Consider the following 16,093-nt stretch of genomic DNA (forward strand, 5'->3'; position numbering starts at 1 on the left):
ATCACTTATCAAATCAAAGTCATGGCCATCTTACGGCGTAAATAAGCGATTTGCTGCATGTGTGGTAAATCCTTAGGACAGTTGTCTTGGCAGCCGAGTAAAGTCATACAACCAAACACCCCATCCTGATTACCAATCACATGGTAAAAATCCTCCGCTGTGCGCGCATCACGGCTATCCATCTCGAAACGGGCAATTTTCATCATACCGACGGCGCCGACAAAGGTTTCACGCATTTGCTTAGTCGCGCAAGCTGAAACACACACGCCGCACTCAACGCAGCGCTCAAGCTCATACAGGCGCGCAGCTTCGTCTGGGTCCATTGGATCTTCGAGGCGATGCACGCTGATATCGTTAGATTTTGGATGCAACCACAGCTTTAAGCGTTCGGCGAGTTCACGCATAAATTTACCGGTATTGACCGAGAGATCGCCAATCAACTCAAAGCCAGGCAGCGGCATTAAGGTGATTTCGCCCTTGGGATATTTAGCGGTTAAAGTGCGACAGGCCAGCGTTGGGAAACCGTTAATCACCATAGCGCAACTGCCACAAATGCCCGCACGACAAACAAAGTCGAACTGCATCGAGGTATCTTGTTCTTCCCTGAGTTTATTGAGGGCGATAAAGACCGTCATACCCGGCGTTTCAGTGAGCTGATATCGCACCATTTTGGGCTTATCGTTTGGCTCCTGCGGATCATAACGAAAGATATTAAAGGTTAACTGACGACCTTGGCTCATTATGATTTTTCTCCTAACGCATTGGCGGACGGGCTTTTTAAGGTATCACTCAAACGTTCATTATTGGGTTGTAAGCTCTCGGGTAATTCAAAGGGCATAAGCGCCCGCTGGCGTTGATAACGGTCAGCATCGTCACCTAGCTCAGCTAAAATATTGGCAATCTGCTGCTCACGTTTTTCGGTGTCGGGATGCACTATGGCGTTGTTGATGCCATAGCCACGATAGCCCGGCGGGAGTTCCATCTTCATTACATCGAGCGCTTCGTAATTCAGCACAGGTTCGAGCGCATCGGCATCAGGCCAACTGGCCAAGGTGCGATTTAGCCAATCGCGGTCATTACGCTGCGGAAAATCCTCACGAGCATGGGCACCACGGCTCTCTGTTCGTGCCGCTGCGCCGCAGGCCACAGTCAGCGCCACTTTTAGCATACGCTTGACCCGCAGGGCTTCGACCAGCTCAGGATTGGCGTGACGCTTTTTACACTTAAGTCCGAGTTTACGCGAACGTTCCAGCAACACTTTAAGCTCGGCAACAGCCTTATCAAGCTCGGGGCCATTACGGAAAATCCCCACATAATCCATCATGATGCGCTGCATTTCACGTTTGAGGGCAAAGGCGCTCTCGTGGCCATCACCTTCGATCAGCAAATCTATTTCACTCTGCACTTGCTGCATAAACCGTTCAGCAAGCTGAGTGTCTATCTCTAGGCTATTGTTCTCACAAAAATCGGCGACATATTTACCAATAATCATGCCGCCAACCACGGTCTCGGCCAGCGAATTACCGCCTAAACGGTTAAAACCATGCATGTCCCAACACGCCGCTTCGCCGACGCTAAACAAGCCTTTGAGCTGCGGGCTTTCACCCGTGGCATTGGTTCGAATGCCGCCCATGGAATAATGCTGCGTTGGACGTACAGGGATCCAATCTTTTGCGGGATCGATACCGAGGAAGTTCTCACAAATTTCCTGCACTTCCCTTAGGTTGGTTTCGATGTGCTTGCGACCCAGAAGGGTAATATCCAGCCACAAATGCGGTCCATAGGGGCTATCAACGCCCTTCCCTTTCCGTATGTGTTCTGTCATGCGGCGCGATACCACATCCCGCGATGCCAACTCTTTTTTATCGGGCTCATAGTCTGGCATAAAGCGGTAACCGTCTTTATCACGCAATAAACCGCCATCTCCACGGCAGCCTTCTGTGGTTAAAATGCCCACGGGCACGATAGCGGTGGGATGGAATTGCACCGCCTCCATATTGCCAAGGGTGGCAACGCCGGTTTCTAGCACGAGCGCTTGGCCAATACCTTCGCAGATAATCGCATTGGTCGACACTTCATAAATTCGGCCATATCCGCCAGTGGCGATGGTGGTGGACTTAGCCACATAAGCCCTGAGTTCACCCGAAATCAAACAGCGAGCGATTACCCCATGGCAGCGCTTACCATCGTGAATAAGTGCCAAAGCTTCGATACGTTCATGGACGGGAATATCCATAGAAATCGCTTTGTTATCCATAGCATACAACAGCGAGTGACCCGTACCGTCGGCCGTGTAGCAAGTGCGCCATTTTTTTGTGCCGCCAAAGTCACGGGCGTTAATTAGTCCATGGGCTTCCTGCGCCTCATGCAAAGTCACTTTTTGCGCGTTAACTATCACATCTCTTGGGCCAGCACTCACCCTCGACCAAGGTACGCCCCACGTCGCCAATTCACGCACAGCCTTGGGTGCACAGTGAGCAAACATCCGCGCCACATCTTGATCGCAGCCCCAATCGGAACCTTTTACTGTATCTTGAAAATGCACGTCTTCATCATCGCCCATGCCTTTTACGGCATTGCCTAAGCTCGCCTGCATGCCGCCTTGGGCAGCTGCAGAGTGGGAACGTTTTGCAGGAATGAGTGACAGGACTAAGGTATCGAGTCCACGCTCTTTTGACGCGATGGCGACCCTTAAGCCAGCAAGTCCGGCGCCTACCACTAATGAATCGGTATAAATCAGTTTCACGCCTGCTCCTTAATCGGGTCATTTATTCTTATGTAGTTTGCGATGTTCGACATTCTATTCACGATTAGCTTATTCATTGATTTACTTATTCATTAATTGCCGGCGGAATTAACTCGCATGGGGTAAAAATGCCAGCAGTGAAGCTATGCCTACTGTGATAAATAGCACGCTCACAATGGTTTTGATCTTACGTAATCGACCGCGGCTATTGAGATCCCGCGCCGCGCCCCATTTCAAAGCCACACGGTAAATACCAATCGCCGCATGTAACTCCACCGTGAGCAGCAACGGCAGGTAAACCATCCACACACCTTGGTTCCAAATACGGTCGGCGCTCCCTTGGGGGCCAATGGTTTCGGGAGCCGAGCCAATAAACCACAGATGTACTGGCAACAGCAGTAAAATCACCACACCGGTAATGGCTTGCCAGCGCCACAGACGCGTATCACTGTGGTTGATCACTTGCATTTGCTGCCGCAATGCCCTTTGCTGGCGCAAACTCATGGGTAACTTTTGCAGCGCAACTAATACATGCACTAACGCAAGAGCCGCGATGCCCATTGCAATACCCGTCACCACCCAGGGATAACCGTGGCCATCGTCGGAAAGAAAACTCAGCTCCATAGTGCGCGCCACCCAATTCATAGCATCGCTACCCAGTAAAATCGATGACACTAAGACTAAGTGGGTCCACAGAAAAACCGCGAGGATGACGCCAGACAAGCTCTGACTTAAATCCAGCCAAGCACTCCATTTTTTAATAGTTAGTTTGATCGCCATCCTCTCGCCTCATACCGTTGACCTTATCGAGCCAATCTCATTAAGTCTTACTGCAAATTAATATCGCTCACATATCCACACGAAAACGTGAGCCAGATCAATTGAGTGCTGAATAATTAACCTAACGCTTAAATAATAGCAGTGAAACAAAATCCTGCTGCCGGCTCAAAACCTACTCAGGCACGAAAGGCTGTACAGGAATACCCAGCTCACTGCCGATAAATAGATATGAAACTAGGCTCGCAGTACCAAGGCATAGCAAGTAAATAATCAGCACCTTGGCGAATTTTCGCAGGCCTGAGCGTTTGGTGGTTATGCCCCACTTTACCGCGACGCGATACAGGCCAATCATGGCGTGCACAACCACAGCAGGCAGCAACAGCACATACAGCAACCAAGCATTATCGTGATACACCCGCTCAGCCGATAAATGCGGGCCAATTTCAGGATTCAAAATCATAGTGAAGAGGTGAACTGGGACGAGGAAAAATAAAATAAAGCCGGTGATCAGTTGCCAAAACCACGCATGGGTGTCCTTGTGGTTGATACTACCCATGTGCAAGCGCAGGGCGCGCCATTGCCCGAGCTGCGCGGGAAAACGCCGCAGTGCTACCGCCGCATGCACTATCACCACCAATAGCATAAACACTGAAAACACTTTAGTAACTATGGGGAAACCGTGTCCTGTGCTGCTGAACATGCCACCTTCAAGCAACTGCACCACACGATAAAAGGCCTCTTTTCCCAGCAAAATGCTCGACTCAAAATGCATATGCAGCAATAAAAAGCTGCCGAGCATAATCCCAGTCGCACTCTGTAGCCTATCAGCCTTTGCTGACCAAGGATGACCTTGCGATGTACTCACCCTATTGTGAACTCGAGTTATGCTTGTCATCTTGGATTCACCTATGTCGTTTGTCGTTGGCACCTCTTGGCAAACTACACCATAGCAGTAACGCAGATCCGGCTTCAGCATCACAGATTTAAAGCGTGAGCCAACTCACCTGATTGAGTGCAACTCTTAGAACAAGATCACAAAAAACGCACCAAACCAAACAAAGGTAAAACCAATTAACCAATATATTTCATGGTGTTATACAAAAAATTAAAACTGACAATTCGCTTTCCAGCACCAATCGATGCGTGTTCGCTAACACTTTGTCTACGCAGACAAAAACGCTACACCGCGATAGTCAGTCGCAGAACCTTAAGCCATGGTTTACAATAGCGCGATATTTTGAACCCTTAGCGTTTGCACACTCAGCCACAGGATGCCCCCATGCCTTGGATCCAACTCCGAATCAACACCAATAGCGATGACGCTGAAACCATCAGCGACTTGCTCATGGAAGAAGGCTCAGTCTCTATCACCTTTGAAGATGGTAAAGACACCCCTATTTTTGAACCTAAACTGGGCGAAACCCCACTGTGGCGCGATACCGTTGTCGTTGCCTTATTCGATGCAGAAACCGATCTGACACCGACCATCGCCATGCTGAAAACCTTGCCTTTTCTCGGTGAGAACTTCAGCCATAAAGTCGAACAAATTGAAGATAAAGACTGGGTACGCGAATGGATGGATAACTTCCACCCCATCCAATTCGGCACGCGTCTGTGGATCTGCCCAAGCTGGCGCGAGATCCCCGATCCAACCGCAGTCAATGTGATCCTCGATCCCGGTCTTGCCTTCGGCACAGGCACTCACCCTACGACTGCATTGTGTTTAGAATGGTTAGACAGCTTAGATTTAAGCAATGAGGAAGTGATCGACTTTGGCTGTGGCTCTGGCATCTTAGCCGTAGCCGCACTGAAACTGGGCGCGAAAAACGTCACAGGTATCGATATCGACTATCAAGCCATCGACGCTTCACGTGCTAATGCCGAGCGCAATGATGTCGCCGACAAGCTAGCCTTGTACTTACCAGAAGATCAACCCGCCAATCTCAAAGCCGACGTACTGGTCGCCAACATTCTTGCCGGCCCACTGCGTGAATTAGCGCCTTTGATCGCAGAACGCGTAAAAACCGGTGGCAAACTTGCCCTTTCCGGTCTCCTCAAAGAACAAGCCCAAGAAATCTCTGACTTTTATAGCCAATGGTTCGATATGGACGCAGCGGCTCACAAAGAAGATTGGAGCCGCTTGACAGGCAAGCGTAAATAGCGCTAAAGGGTGGCGCAACATGCGCCACCGCTGGCTTCCAACTATTTAGCCTCTGACTTCTCGCCGATTAAAAGTCAAGAAAAAAAATTACCTCTAGGTCATTTATTGACCTTTTCACGGCCAACAAAAAGGGCTACTATAGCGCCCCTTTGAAGAGCTAAGGTGAAACATAAAATGCAGATTGGACCCTATCAACTGAACAATCAGCTGATCGTGGCACCAATGGCAGGTGTCACCGATCGAGCTTTCCGTAATCTTTGTCTTCGTTATGGCGCAGCCCTAGCGGTTTCCGAGATGCTTTCATCCAATCCTGAAGTTTGGGATACAGATAAAAGCCGCCAGCGCATGACGCATTCTGGCGAGGAAGGCATCCGCTCAGTGCAAATTGCAGGAGCCGATCCTGATTTAATGGCGCAAGCCGCGTTGTTCAATGTTGAACAAGGCGCTCACATCATTGATATCAATATGGGTTGCCCCGCGAAAAAAGTGAATAAAAAGCTGGCTGGCTCAGCGCTGATGCAAAACCCGCCGCTGGTAAAAGAGATTTTACAAGCCGTGGTCGCCGCAGTGAATGTGCCCGTCACGTTAAAGATTCGCACCGGCTGGGAGCCAGAACACAAGAATGGTGTTCAAATCGCCCAGATTGCAGAGGATTGTGGCATAGCCTCGCTCGCCGTTCACGGCCGCACGAGACAATGTATGTACAGAGGCGATGCTGAGTACGACACGATCAAAGCAATCAAACAGAATGTCTCGATTCCTGTCGTCGCCAATGGGGACATCGACAGTCCGGAGAAAGCCCGCTTTGTGCTGGAATACACCGGTGCCGATGCCTTGATGATAGGACGGGGTGCTCAAGGACGGCCTTGGATTTTCAGAGAAATCCAGCACTACTTGGAAACGGGTAATAAGCTAGCGCCCATTGAGGTTGCCGAACAGCGTCAAGTGATGCTGGAACACCTCACCAAACTGTATGACTTATATGGTGAATACAAGGGTATCCGCTTCGCCAGAAAACATATGGGATGGTACCTAGACCAAGAAGCTCAGCGCCAATTTAGGGCTGACTTTAATCGGCTGGAAACCGCTGCAGAACAGTATTCCCTCGTGGAATGTTATTTTGATGAATTAGTACAGAATTAATAAAGAGCAGAATAGAATGTTTGATCAGACAACTAACACAGAAGTTCACCAGCTTACCGTTGGCAAAATCGAAACCGCAAACGGCACTATCAAGCCCCAGTTATTACGTGACGCAGTAAAGCGTGCCGTAACTAACTTCTTCGCACAGTTGGACGGTCAGGAAGCACAAGAAGTTTATGAAATGGTGCTAAGCGAAGTTGAAGCGCCTCTGCTTGACATCATCATGCAACACACTCGTGGCAACCAAACCCGCGCAGCAAACATGCTAGGTATCAACCGTGGTACTCTGCGTAAAAAATTGAAAAAATACGGCATGAACTAATCCACAAGGGTTAAGCTGTTGTATTGAGAAAAGAAAAAGCCTGAAGAAATTCAGGCTTTTTTGCTTTCTGATATACGGTTTTCTAATGTATGCCTTTCTAATGTGCGCCCTTCTTATACACATAGTTACACAGTCACCATCATGCTTGGTTTGCCACGTCTCTCACGCCAACTAAGACATCATTCACCAACACTATGAGCTTGGCTGCGTCTGGTGACCAAAATCAATAGACAATCCATACCGACCCATAGCACAACCTTGACACGAGCTATCAGGTTTTAAGTTATAATGCATTTAAAAATCAGCCTGTTAATTCTAAAACTTTTTAGCCGTAGGTTTTACATTGTCATTGACTCACTCTGAACAAGATATCAAGCACAGTTGGTTTGGCCATTTCTTTATTGGCAAAGCTGATGCGGTAAAACTCAGCGCCAGTGGTATTAGCATTAATCGCACTAAAGGCGGCTTTTTTGCTCACTCTCGCAGCGCTAATGAAGTTGCCGCTGACGAACATTTTACTTGGCAGCAGCTCGACTCCCCGCCGGTTTTTACCTTAAGTCCGCTCGGATACTTGCTCAGTTTCACTGTATCTGGTAAAGCCTATCAACTGCCGTTTCTAAGCTATTTTGCGCAGCATCAATTTGGCAACGAAATCGCACTGCTTTGGGCGAATGCTAATGGGGCGCGCATTGCTGAATTAGTGGCGAAAGTCGATAAAATACTGGCACACACTTATTTACGTGAATCACGTTTAGCAATGATACAAGCCAGAGTCGCGCGCGAATATCAGCGTTGGTTCCCTTGGTGTGAAAACCTGCCCTTGGCGGCAAATCTACACACAGTGTTAGTGAGGCTTAAGCAAATCCACCGCTGGACTCGCGCCGATATAAAGCAGCTGCGTGAAGATTACGTTCTTTCACAACTCGTTAAATTTGCAGACTATTTTGAGCATATAGAATCTAATCCCTTAACTGAAAAACAGCGCCGAGCTTGTATTATCGATGATAACAATAACTTGTTATTGGCAGGTGCTGGCACGGGCAAAACCAGTGTGATGGTCGGGCGAGCCGGATATTTGCTTAAGAGTGGTCAAGCAAAAGCCGATGAAATATTGCTATTAGCCTATGGCCGTAAAGCAGCTGACGAGATGGATGAACGGATTAAAAACAAGCTTGGCACGGAGGATATCAAGGCGAGCACTTTCCACAGTTTAGGCTTAAAAATTATCGCCGATGTTGAGCGCGCTAAACCCAGTTTGTCCCCTTGGGCAGAGGATGACAAAGCCAAAGAGCTGTGGGTGCACAATACCCTTGAGACTTTGATTGAAGATGAGGCTTACCGTAAGCAGCTTTTCGAGTACTTCAGCCGCTTCTATTATGTTGAAAAAAGCCCATTCGAGTTCGAGGTGGAAGGTGAGTATTTTCAATACTTGAATGATAACGATATTCGCACCCTTAAAGGTGAGCGAGTCAAAAGCTTTGGTGAGCTCTACATTGCCAACTGGCTATTTAGCAATGGCATTGAATATGTTTATGAAGCTAAGTATGAGCATGATGTGCGCAGTATTGATTTTCGTCAGTATCAACCCGATTTCTATCTGCCTGAATACCAAGTTTATCTTGAATACTATGGTATTGATGAACACCAGCATGCCGCCCCTTATATCGATAACCATAAGTACTTGGAATCGATGGCATGGAAACGTCAGCTACATAAACAACATGGTACTAAGTGTGTTGAACTATTTTATTACCAACATAAAAACGGGTTGTTAATCGGTAAGCTTGAGCAAGCTTTACAGGCCTTTAAAGTGCAATACGCCCCTTTACCCGATGAAGCCATACTCGCCACCCTGCATGAACTAGGCCGCGTGACTGAATTGGCAAAAATGTTTAGTCAGCTGATTGGGCTATATAAAGCAGCTTGCCTTGATGAACATGGCCTTGATGGTATATTTGCCCGCGCCGCCGATGCTCAGCAGACCCGTAAGGCATTCGAACTGCTTGAGCCCATACTCACGCGCTATGAGCAACATTTAGCAATAAATGGCGACATTGATTTTGAGGACATGATTGGCAAAGCGCTGACGTATCTACAACGCGGGCAATTTATTAGCCCGTGGCGTTTTATTATGGTGGATGAGTTCCAAGATATTTCAGAACCACGTGCCCGCTTAGTGCGTGCCTTGAGGGATTCCTGTGCGCCCCATTCTAAAGCGCAGGCGTCTTTATTTTGTGTCGGGGATGACTGGCAGGCGATTTATCGCTTTAGCGGCGCAGATGTGAGTTTAACCACGCAATTTACTCACTATTTTGGCCCAACCGCCCAAAACGACTTAGATCTTACGTTTAGGTTTAACAGCAGTATTGGGGAAGTCGCCACCCAGTTTGTCACCCAAAATCCCACACAATTGAGCAAGGATATTCGATCCATCACTCAGGTCACCTCCCCCGCGGTTTCAATATTACGCCGCGGAGAAAACGAACCGCCCAGTAAAGATGAACCAAGCCCAAATGCATTGGAACAAGCATTAACGGCGATAAGTGCAAGGATAAACGCCGGAAGTGACAAACTTAGCAGCTTACCGAGCGTCTATTTGCTGGCACGTTTCTGGTTTCAGTTACCCGATAAAACCCAAGTTAACCAACTTAAAGCTAAATATCCCAACGTGAAGATTGAGTACCAATCTTTTCACGCTTCGAAAGGGAAAGAAGCCGATTATGTGGTGATCATGGGGATGAAGACGGGAATGCATGGCTTTCCGTCGATGAAAATTACGCCGCCGATACTGGATGCTTTTTTACCTAAAACTGAAGCGTTTGAATTTGCAGAAGAACGCCGACTATTTTATGTCGCATTAACGCGGGCAAAACACCGTGTCTATGTGATTGCCGATATGACAGATGTGAGCCCTTTCGTCACTGAACTGCTTACAAAAAACTACCCAATTGAACAAGATGAGTTTAGCACCTCTTTAGTACAAAGGTTATTTAAAGAAGTAAAATGCGTGCGTTGTAGCACGGGAACGCTTAAGCCTAGAACGGGGAATTTTAAATCGTTTTATTCTTGCTCACACTTTCCCCTGTGCGATCACAAGGAGCAAGGCTGCGAACTCTGCGCTAGCCCAATGACGCGTAACCGTTTTGCAGGCTTTAAGGTGTGCCTAAATGAGGCTTGTGGACATATATCACCGCTTTGTAACCTCTGCGGCGGCGATATGCTGTTGAAAGATGGTCGATTCGGCCCCTTTTGGGCCTGTCGCAATTACCGCGGGCAAAACCTACCCAGTTGTACGAATACACTAAACAAGGCCAAGTTGTCGCTTCCGAATTAAGTGATAAAAAATGAAACGCTTTGGCGTGATCGTCACTCAGTATCTCAACGTTTCGAGAGCCAATTTGCCAGCTACAAATAAGTCAGGCGACCTACTCCTTAAGAGATATTTCGCTCGGTTAACTGTGACACCATCAGCAAATCCTGAGTATTTTAGTCGGGTTTAGTTGCTACGCATTAAAGCTGCAAATAATATGAATGTAAATTTATTGCTGCTTTGGAGCTATTCATGTCTGCTACTTCTATCCCGCAAGATGCACAACCCTCAGTTCATGGTGTGGGTTATCAACCTCGCCATGATTCACAACTTGGTCAAGGTTCAGAGCTCAGTGAGAGCGCTCAAGATAGCCACTGGCTAGCACGAAAAGTCGGTGAGTTAGTTGCCGAAGATTTTCGCCGCGCCCATGTGTTTAGCCAATTTGGTATCGATTTTTGTTGTGGAGGCGGTAAACCGCTGGCGGTTGCCTGTGAACGCGCAGACATAGATCCCGCAAAAGTGGTTGCTGCGCTGAATGCCGTAACACTGACCGGTAGCAAAGAAGATGAGTTGAATCAATTACCCTTAGATCAACTTGTCGATTATATCGAGTCGACACATCATCAATACGTGCGCGAAAAAGCGCCATTATTAGTCGAATATTCTGAGAAAATGGTCCGCGCCCATGGTGAGCACTATGCCGAAATTATTCCCTTTGCGGGTTGGGTACGTGCTTTAGTTGAAGACCTGATGCCGCATTTAATGAAAGAAGAAAAAATACTGTTTCCGGCGATCCGCGGCTTGAGTCAAGCAGAGCAGGTTGAAACTTGCTTTGGTCATATTGGTAATCCCATCAATGCGATGCAACATGAGCATGAAGAAGTCGGTTTGATCTTGCAAAAATTACACGAGCTCACTAACGATTTCACGCCACCTGAATATGCCTGCACTACATGGCGTGTTTGTTATGCAACGCTAGCGGAGTTTGAGGCAGACTTACATCAGCATATCCACTTAGAAAACAATATTCTATTTCCTAAGGCATTAGGTCTCGCTCAATAATCGATTAAATATTGCTGCTGTGATGCCCCTGAATTACGGTCATCCGCAGAATCTTGAGGCCGGACCTAAGTCTGGCCTTTCAATTGTTGACGTGCTACAACAAGTCATGTGTCGCTGACGGATAAGCTGCCATGACATTTCAATCATTTGCACTCGATGACATTGCCGATTTACACGAATCGGCTCAAGTAGAGTTTAAACTCGCAGGTGGCCGCGACGGCCAAGGTCAATTACCCGAAGATATTTGGGCTACCTATAGCTCCTTTGCCAACACTTTAGGCGGCGAGATCATCCTAGGGGTGCGCGAAGAACGTGGCCATTTCAGTATTGAAGGTATTCCCAATCCGCTTCCTGTTTTACAAGAGTTCTGGGAGATACTCGATAATCCTAGCCGTACTAGCCATAATATTTTGGCGATCTCAGATGTACAGATTATTGAAATTATGAATAAAAAGCTGATTCGCATCCGTGTACCGCTGGCGCCAGAGCAGCTCAAACCTATCTATGTCGGCGGCGATCCTTACACTGGGAGTTATTTTAGGGTGGGAGATGCCGACATGCATGCGAGCCGTCGGCAGGTCAATCTACTGTTACGCCGCGCCCATCTTTGCATGAAGCAGCTCAAGGCGCGTTAATCCGACATGTTATTACGTCAAAATCCAGCTAACAAATAACCGCCCATGGCCGCAATAGCTGCGCCCGTGACACGCATTAGGTTACGTTGTCCTGTCATCCGCTGCATTCCAAGGCCTATCATTACGCCGCCTAAATGGATTACCGCAGTGCCAAATAAAAATCCTAGAGCATACAAAACCGGGCTTGCCAATGCTGGCATTTCGGCGCCGTGGGCATGTCCGTGGAAAATCGCAAATACGCCCACAAAGGCCATGGCAAATAGCAATGGGATTTGACGATCAAAAGCGATGGCAAGACCGAGTAACAATACCGAGAGGGCAATGCCCATTTCAACGAAGGGAACGGCAATGGCGTATAAGCCTAAAATCCCGCCAACCAACATAAAGGTGACAAATGCTAAGGGGACAGTCCAAATTGCGCGGCCACCGAGCTGGGTGCTCAACATGCCCACACTCAACATAGCCAGCAAGTGATCAAAGCCTAATACGGGGTGATTAAAACCCGACATGAAACCGCCACCCGAATGGATCTCATGGGCCGATACCGGCGCGATCCAACATAATGTGAGCAGTAATAACAACCCGATACGCGCCATAACACAGCCTTAGTCAGTGACTTCAGTAATATTAGGCTTCACTCTAGTGCAAATTTTGGGAACAAACCTTGATCTCAATCACTCTGGATTAGCAAAGAGGCAGATTCAACGCTGCCCACAGAGTTAGTTTGCGTCGATAGCCAGCACTTTGATTAATGCATCGAGAGCATTAATTTCTAAATGGGGTAACAAGGCCGCAATAGGTAAGGAATCGACTCGGCCAAAACTCGGATTCAACCACACAGACTGGCATCCTGCCAACCGCGCCCCGCGCACATCGGCATTCATACTATCGCCAACATGCAGTAAATGTTGCGGTGCAATATTTAGTCGCGAGCAGGCCAATTCAAACATGTCTTTAGCGGGTTTCATATGCACGCCATTGCCTGGATGCAACACAAACTCGAAGGCATCGCCTAAACCAATTCGCTCGGCATCCACATTGCCATTGGTGATGCCGATTAATCTAAAATGCTGCGATAAGCGCTTGAGTAATAAGAGCACTTCGTCAGATACTTGAAAATGGCTGCGATGAAAATAAAAACACGCCAATCCTTGCTCGGCGCCGCGTTCGGCTTCAACGGCCGAATACCCAAGCTGTATTAGCCCTTGGCGAAGCGTTGCCAAACGGGCAGCGCTGGTATCATGGGCTAGCTCGCGATTTTGCTGCAGTAGTTGCAGTTTTAGCCTGCGCCAATCATGGGTTTGCCACGCCTGCGACAATGGATAAGTCTGCAACAGAAACGTCGCTAGCTCAGCTTCGGCATTTAAAATATGCGGTAGGTTGTCGTACAGGGTATCGTCGAGATCGAAACTGATCGCTTGAATATTTTGAGGTCTAAGATAGCAACGCATTATTTATCCTGTGTTTTTTTCGCTCTAGGATGGGCGTTATCATACACCTTAGCTAAGTGTTGGAAATCCAAACTGGTATAAATTTGCGTGGTCGCTAGGTTCGCATGGCCCAATAATTCTTGCACCGCCCGCAGATCGGCGCTCGCTTCTAACATGTGAGTAGCAAAGGAATGGCGCAGTTTATGCGGATGCACGCGCACCGACAATGCCTGTTCTTGCCCCCATTTCGCCATCCGCGCTTGAATACTACGATGGGAGAGTCGCTTGCCTTTTTCGGTTACAAATAAGGCGTTATCTTCACAGGGGATCTGCTTTCGGCAATTGAGCCAATTCAGCAAAGCAGCAATCGCTAAACGACCGACGGGGACGATACGTTCCTTATTGCCTTTACCTAAGACTCGCACTTCTTTCAAATCGTATTGCACACTGGATAAATTAAGCGCGGCGAGTTCCGCTAAACGTAAACCACTGGAATAAAACAATTCCATCATGGCTTTATCCCGCAGACTCAGCGGATCTGTACCTTCAATGTCGAGCAAGTGACTGATGGCATCGACATCGATATTCTTCGGCAGCGGTTTGGCTTGTTTGGGAGCACTTAAGCCTTTGGCAGGATTAAGCTCGATCACACCTTCGCGCAGCAAAAATTCACCCCATTGTTTTACCGCAGATAAGCACAGTGAAAGCGATCGCGGGCTTAAGCCTTTGCGGTGCAATTTAGACAATACTTGCTGCCAATGCTCGCGACTTACATTGAGTAGATGCACGCCGTCAGGCAAGAGATCACTACCGCGATTAAGCTCGTAAAGGTAATTACGTACTGTATGGGCCGACAACTGCCGCTCGGTACTCAGATAGCGTTCAAAGGTGTGTAACCATTGAGTATTAAGCGCCGACACTTCGGCTGTTTGCGTACTCATATCGGTTTCCTCATGGGTTTTGCTAAGCCTTGAGTGAGCACAATCGCTCGATAGCCGTTACAGCTTAGCGAGCATGTGCGCCAGCAAACGCCGCAGTTGTTCCAGCAGCATGTTATCCATATCGGGATGAAAATGGGTGGCATCTTGGCTGGCAATAGCAAAAATGACTGGGTTGTCTTCCGATAATTTCGTCAGTGCCACCGACCCCACTTCGCTACCAAATAGGCGTTTAGCCTCTTGCTGCGTGAGTCGGCCAAAATAGTGACCTTTATGCAGCCTTTGATCCCATATTGCCTTCATATCGGTATCGAGAACGCTGATCAAACGCACATGGCTGAAATTAAACTGTAATTTCAAACTGTCGGCCAACACTTCTTTGAGTGACACTAGATCGGCACAATTTAATAACTGAAAGGATAACTCGGTATTGAATTGGTAAATCTTCTCGTTACGCGCCGCCATGGTTAACAGACTGGTGATTTCTTCTTCCAACTGGCTCACTCGCTGGCGCAGCATTTCTTGGCGACGTTCCACCAAAGAGATGGCGCCGCGTTCCATGTGAGGCAAGCGCATCGCCAGCAGCAGCTCGGGATAGCGATTAAAAAAGTCGGGATTATCCAGCAGATATTCGCGAATGATCAACTCATCGAAAGGCACATCCGTCTGCGGCATCAAAGGCTCTGTCATAACTGAATTTGTCCATCGTAAACGTGCTGCGCGGGGCCCGTCATCCACAAAGGTTTACCCTCGCCTTCCCAGTTGATGGTTAAGGTGCCGCCGGGTAAATCCACCCGCACTTGCTGGCCGAGCTTTCCTTGCACTTGACCAACAACTACAGCTGCACATGCGCCTGTGCCACAGGCCAAGGTTTCGGCCGCGCCGCGCTCATACACCCGCAGCTTAATGTGGCCTGAGTCTACGACCTGCATAAACCCCACATTCACACCGCGTGGAAAACGCTCATGCTTAGTGAGCATGGCACCAATTTCAGCAACAGAAGCGCTCGCCACATCTTCAACGTCGAGCACGCAATGGGGATTACCCATAGAAGCCGCGCCACACAAAAAGGTTTGCATCGGTGTTTGCAGTAAATAGGTTTTTTCAGGTTTTTTGGCTTTGAAGGGGATCTGGCTCGGTTCGAGGATCGGCACGCCCATATTCACGGTAACAGTACCGTCTCGCTCTAAGCGCAGAGTCATCTTGCCAGACGAAGTACTGACACGGATTTTACTCTTATTTGTCAGGCCTTTATTACGCACAAAACGGGCGAAACAGCGGGCGCCATTGCCGCATTGTTCGACTTCAGAGCCATCGGCATTGAAGATGCGATAATGAAAATCTAAATCGGGATCATAGGGCGGCTCAACTAAGAGTAGTTGGTCGAAACCTATGCCAAAGTTACGGTCGGCTAAACGGCGGATCTGCTCAGGCGAAAAGAACACGTTCTGCGTGACCCCATCGACCACCATAAAATCGTTGCCCAGTCCGTGCATCTTAGTGAATTGGATCAAGATACTTATCCTTTAAGCCGAGGCGCCGCTCATAAAGTATGAAACCAAGCGC

At 48.2% G+C, this 16,093-nt stretch carries 15 protein-coding genes; 6 read left to right on the forward strand and 9 right to left on the reverse strand.

Annotated features, from left to right (window positions below; genetic code table 11):
- Positions 1–8: 8 nt before the first annotated feature.
- The 4 genes from Q4Q49_RS17695 to Q4Q49_RS17710 form a co-directional block, all read right to left on the reverse strand.
- On the reverse strand, positions 9–740 hold the full coding sequence (locus tag Q4Q49_RS17695; RefSeq protein WP_311999992.1) for a fumarate reductase iron-sulfur subunit: 732 nt from the start codon (positions 738–740) through the stop codon (positions 9–11).
- The gene (locus Q4Q49_RS17700) at positions 740–2,746 is read right to left on the reverse strand and encodes a fumarate reductase flavoprotein subunit (protein WP_311999993.1); all 2,007 of its coding nucleotides are present in this window, start codon (positions 2,744–2,746) and stop codon (positions 740–742) included. Before Q4Q49_RS17700 ends, Q4Q49_RS17695 begins: the two co-directional genes overlap by 1 nt.
- Positions 2,747–2,854: 108 nt before the next feature.
- A complete protein-coding gene (locus Q4Q49_RS17705) occupies positions 2,855–3,526 on the reverse strand; it encodes a fumarate reductase cytochrome b subunit (protein WP_311999994.1) in 672 nt (223 codons plus the stop codon).
- 172 nt (positions 3,527–3,698) lie between these two features.
- Positions 3,699–4,421, reverse strand: a complete 723-nt coding sequence (locus Q4Q49_RS17710; protein ID WP_311906481.1) for a fumarate reductase cytochrome b subunit — start codon at positions 4,419–4,421, stop codon at positions 3,699–3,701.
- Between the two features lie 384 nt (positions 4,422–4,805).
- Here Q4Q49_RS17710 and prmA point away from each other — a divergent pair, with 384 nt between their 5' ends.
- The 6 genes from prmA (at position 4,806) to Q4Q49_RS17740 (ending at position 12,159) form a co-directional block, all read left to right on the forward strand.
- Positions 4,806–5,687, forward strand: coding sequence for a 50S ribosomal protein L11 methyltransferase (gene prmA / locus Q4Q49_RS17715; protein WP_311891999.1), 882 nt, complete (start codon positions 4,806–4,808; stop codon positions 5,685–5,687).
- Between the two features lie 174 nt (positions 5,688–5,861).
- Positions 5,862–6,830, forward strand: a complete 969-nt coding sequence (gene dusB, locus Q4Q49_RS17720) for a tRNA dihydrouridine synthase DusB (protein ID WP_312000004.1) — start codon at positions 5,862–5,864, stop codon at positions 6,828–6,830.
- A 16-nt stretch (positions 6,831–6,846) separates the two neighbouring features.
- The gene (gene fis / locus Q4Q49_RS17725; protein ID WP_006083371.1) at positions 6,847–7,152 is read left to right on the forward strand and encodes a DNA-binding transcriptional regulator Fis; all 306 of its coding nucleotides are present in this window, start codon (positions 6,847–6,849) and stop codon (positions 7,150–7,152) included.
- Between the two features lie 343 nt (positions 7,153–7,495).
- Positions 7,496–10,486 (forward strand): UvrD-helicase domain-containing protein, encoded by a 2,991-nt coding sequence (locus Q4Q49_RS17730; RefSeq protein WP_311999995.1) that lies wholly within the window; start codon positions 7,496–7,498, stop codon positions 10,484–10,486.
- Between the two features lie 228 nt (positions 10,487–10,714).
- Positions 10,715–11,524 (forward strand): iron-sulfur cluster repair di-iron protein, encoded by an 810-nt coding sequence (gene ric / locus Q4Q49_RS17735; RefSeq protein WP_311999997.1) that lies wholly within the window; start codon positions 10,715–10,717, stop codon positions 11,522–11,524.
- A 131-nt stretch (positions 11,525–11,655) separates the two neighbouring features.
- Positions 11,656–12,159 carry a helix-turn-helix domain-containing protein gene (locus tag Q4Q49_RS17740; RefSeq protein WP_012090404.1) on the forward strand — a complete coding sequence of 168 codons (504 nt, stop codon included), beginning with the start codon at positions 11,656–11,658 and terminating at the stop codon, positions 12,157–12,159.
- Between the two features lie 17 nt (positions 12,160–12,176).
- Here the strand turns inward: Q4Q49_RS17740 and Q4Q49_RS17745 are convergent, their stop codons facing one another.
- The 5 genes from Q4Q49_RS17745 to dapF all read right to left on the reverse strand — a co-directional run bounded on the left by Q4Q49_RS17745 (position 12,177) and on the right by dapF (position 16,041).
- Complete coding sequence (locus Q4Q49_RS17745; RefSeq protein ID WP_311900582.1) at positions 12,177–12,755, reverse strand: HupE/UreJ family protein; 579 nt, start codon at positions 12,753–12,755, stop codon at positions 12,177–12,179.
- 123 nt (positions 12,756–12,878) lie between these two features.
- Positions 12,879–13,610 carry an HAD-IA family hydrolase gene (locus Q4Q49_RS17750; protein ID WP_012588728.1) on the reverse strand — a complete coding sequence of 244 codons (732 nt, stop codon included), beginning with the start codon at positions 13,608–13,610 and terminating at the stop codon, positions 12,879–12,881.
- The gene (gene xerC / locus Q4Q49_RS17755; RefSeq protein WP_311900583.1) at positions 13,610–14,530 is read right to left on the reverse strand and encodes a tyrosine recombinase XerC; all 921 of its coding nucleotides are present in this window, start codon (positions 14,528–14,530) and stop codon (positions 13,610–13,612) included. The genes Q4Q49_RS17750 and xerC overlap by 1 nt, the downstream gene beginning before the upstream one ends.
- Positions 14,531–14,587: 57 nt before the next feature.
- Complete coding sequence (locus Q4Q49_RS17760) at positions 14,588–15,217, reverse strand: DUF484 family protein (RefSeq protein WP_011848049.1); 630 nt, start codon at positions 15,215–15,217, stop codon at positions 14,588–14,590.
- Positions 15,214–16,041 carry a diaminopimelate epimerase gene (dapF, locus tag Q4Q49_RS17765; RefSeq protein WP_107402801.1) on the reverse strand — a complete coding sequence of 276 codons (828 nt, stop codon included), beginning with the start codon at positions 16,039–16,041 and terminating at the stop codon, positions 15,214–15,216. The genes Q4Q49_RS17760 and dapF overlap by 4 nt, the downstream gene beginning before the upstream one ends.
- Between the last annotated feature and the right edge of the window lie 52 nt (positions 16,042–16,093).

The sequence above is a fragment of the Shewanella sp. SP1S1-7 genome (genome assembly GCF_031932105.1).
Lineage (GTDB): Bacteria > Pseudomonadota > Gammaproteobacteria > Enterobacterales > Shewanellaceae > Shewanella > Shewanella baltica.

Excerpts from the sequence above, each read along its gene's own strand:
- xerC (WP_311900583.1), bottom strand. The coding sequence starts at position 14,530 with ATGAGTACGCAAACAGCCGAAGTGTCGGCGCTTAATACTCAATGGTTA.
- Q4Q49_RS17695 (WP_311999992.1), bottom strand. The coding sequence starts at position 740 with ATGAGCCAAGGTCGTCAGTTAACCTTTAATATCTTTCGTTATGATCCG.
- Q4Q49_RS17745 (WP_311900582.1), bottom strand. The coding sequence starts at position 12,755 with ATGGCGCGTATCGGGTTGTTATTACTGCTCACATTATGTTGGATCGCG.
- dusB (WP_312000004.1), top strand. The coding sequence starts at position 5,862 with ATGCAGATTGGACCCTATCAACTGAACAATCAGCTGATCGTGGCACCA.
- Q4Q49_RS17705 (WP_311999994.1), bottom strand. The coding sequence starts at position 3,526 with ATGGCGATCAAACTAACTATTAAAAAATGGAGTGCTTGGCTGGATTTA.
- Q4Q49_RS17760 (WP_011848049.1), bottom strand. The coding sequence starts at position 15,217 with ATGACAGAGCCTTTGATGCCGCAGACGGATGTGCCTTTCGATGAGTTG.
- fis (WP_006083371.1), top strand. The coding sequence starts at position 6,847 with ATGTTTGATCAGACAACTAACACAGAAGTTCACCAGCTTACCGTTGGC.
- Q4Q49_RS17710 (WP_311906481.1), bottom strand. The coding sequence starts at position 4,421 with ATGACAAGCATAACTCGAGTTCACAATAGGGTGAGTACATCGCAAGGT.
- prmA (WP_311891999.1), top strand. The coding sequence starts at position 4,806 with ATGCCTTGGATCCAACTCCGAATCAACACCAATAGCGATGACGCTGAA.
- Q4Q49_RS17750 (WP_012588728.1), bottom strand. The coding sequence starts at position 13,610 with ATGCGTTGCTATCTTAGACCTCAAAATATTCAAGCGATCAGTTTCGAT.
- Q4Q49_RS17740 (WP_012090404.1), top strand. The coding sequence starts at position 11,656 with ATGACATTTCAATCATTTGCACTCGATGACATTGCCGATTTACACGAA.
- ric (WP_311999997.1), top strand. The coding sequence starts at position 10,715 with ATGTCTGCTACTTCTATCCCGCAAGATGCACAACCCTCAGTTCATGGT.